At 66.5% G+C, this 528-nt stretch carries 1 protein-coding gene; it reads right to left on the bottom strand.

The features are described from left to right. Positions 1-528: hypothetical protein (locus tag ACGTN6_RS21025; protein ID WP_394595055.1), on the bottom strand; the 528-nt coding region annotated here is incomplete at both ends.

Here is a 528-nt window from a genome sequence, read left to right as displayed (position 1 = left end):
GGGTTCTCGATGGCGATCTCTAAGCCGTTGAGGCGCACCTTGCCCTTGCGGTAGTTGCCCGCCTCGGCCTGGGCGGGAGTAGGCTCGGTGTTGGTCTCGGATGCTGCCCGCTCGATGTCAATGGTGGTATCGGGCAGGTTGGAAGCAGGGTCTTCCATACCCTGCTCTCGCCAGGCTTGCTCCCATTCCTCCTGGGTTCGCTGGCCGACGCTTTCGCTGCCCCCTTCTTGGCTTTCGGGCTGCTGGCCGTTGATGCGCTCCATCACCCCGGAAAAGCGTTGGGCGGCAGCGTCCAGGCGCTGGCGTACCGGCTCCATGGCCGACTCATCGCCGCGACTGCGCGCCAGGGTCTCGGCCTCCAGGGCGGCCGACGCCTCCTCACTGACCGCGTCCAGTTCTGCCACGGCCTCCTGATCCCCCTGTGCCTCTGCGGCAGCTCGCAGCGCCTTGAAGGCGTCGCCATAGGTGATGGAGTCGCGCACCTCACGCTCGGCGGATGACAGCTCAAAGCGCGGACGACGAATCAGC

This window comes from Halomonas sp. B23F22_20, from assembly GCF_043496985.1.
Classification (GTDB): Bacteria; Pseudomonadota; Gammaproteobacteria; order Pseudomonadales; family Halomonadaceae; genus Halomonas.
Note: the sequence above shows the minus strand (reverse complement) of the source record. Positions and strands in the feature narration are given on the sequence as shown.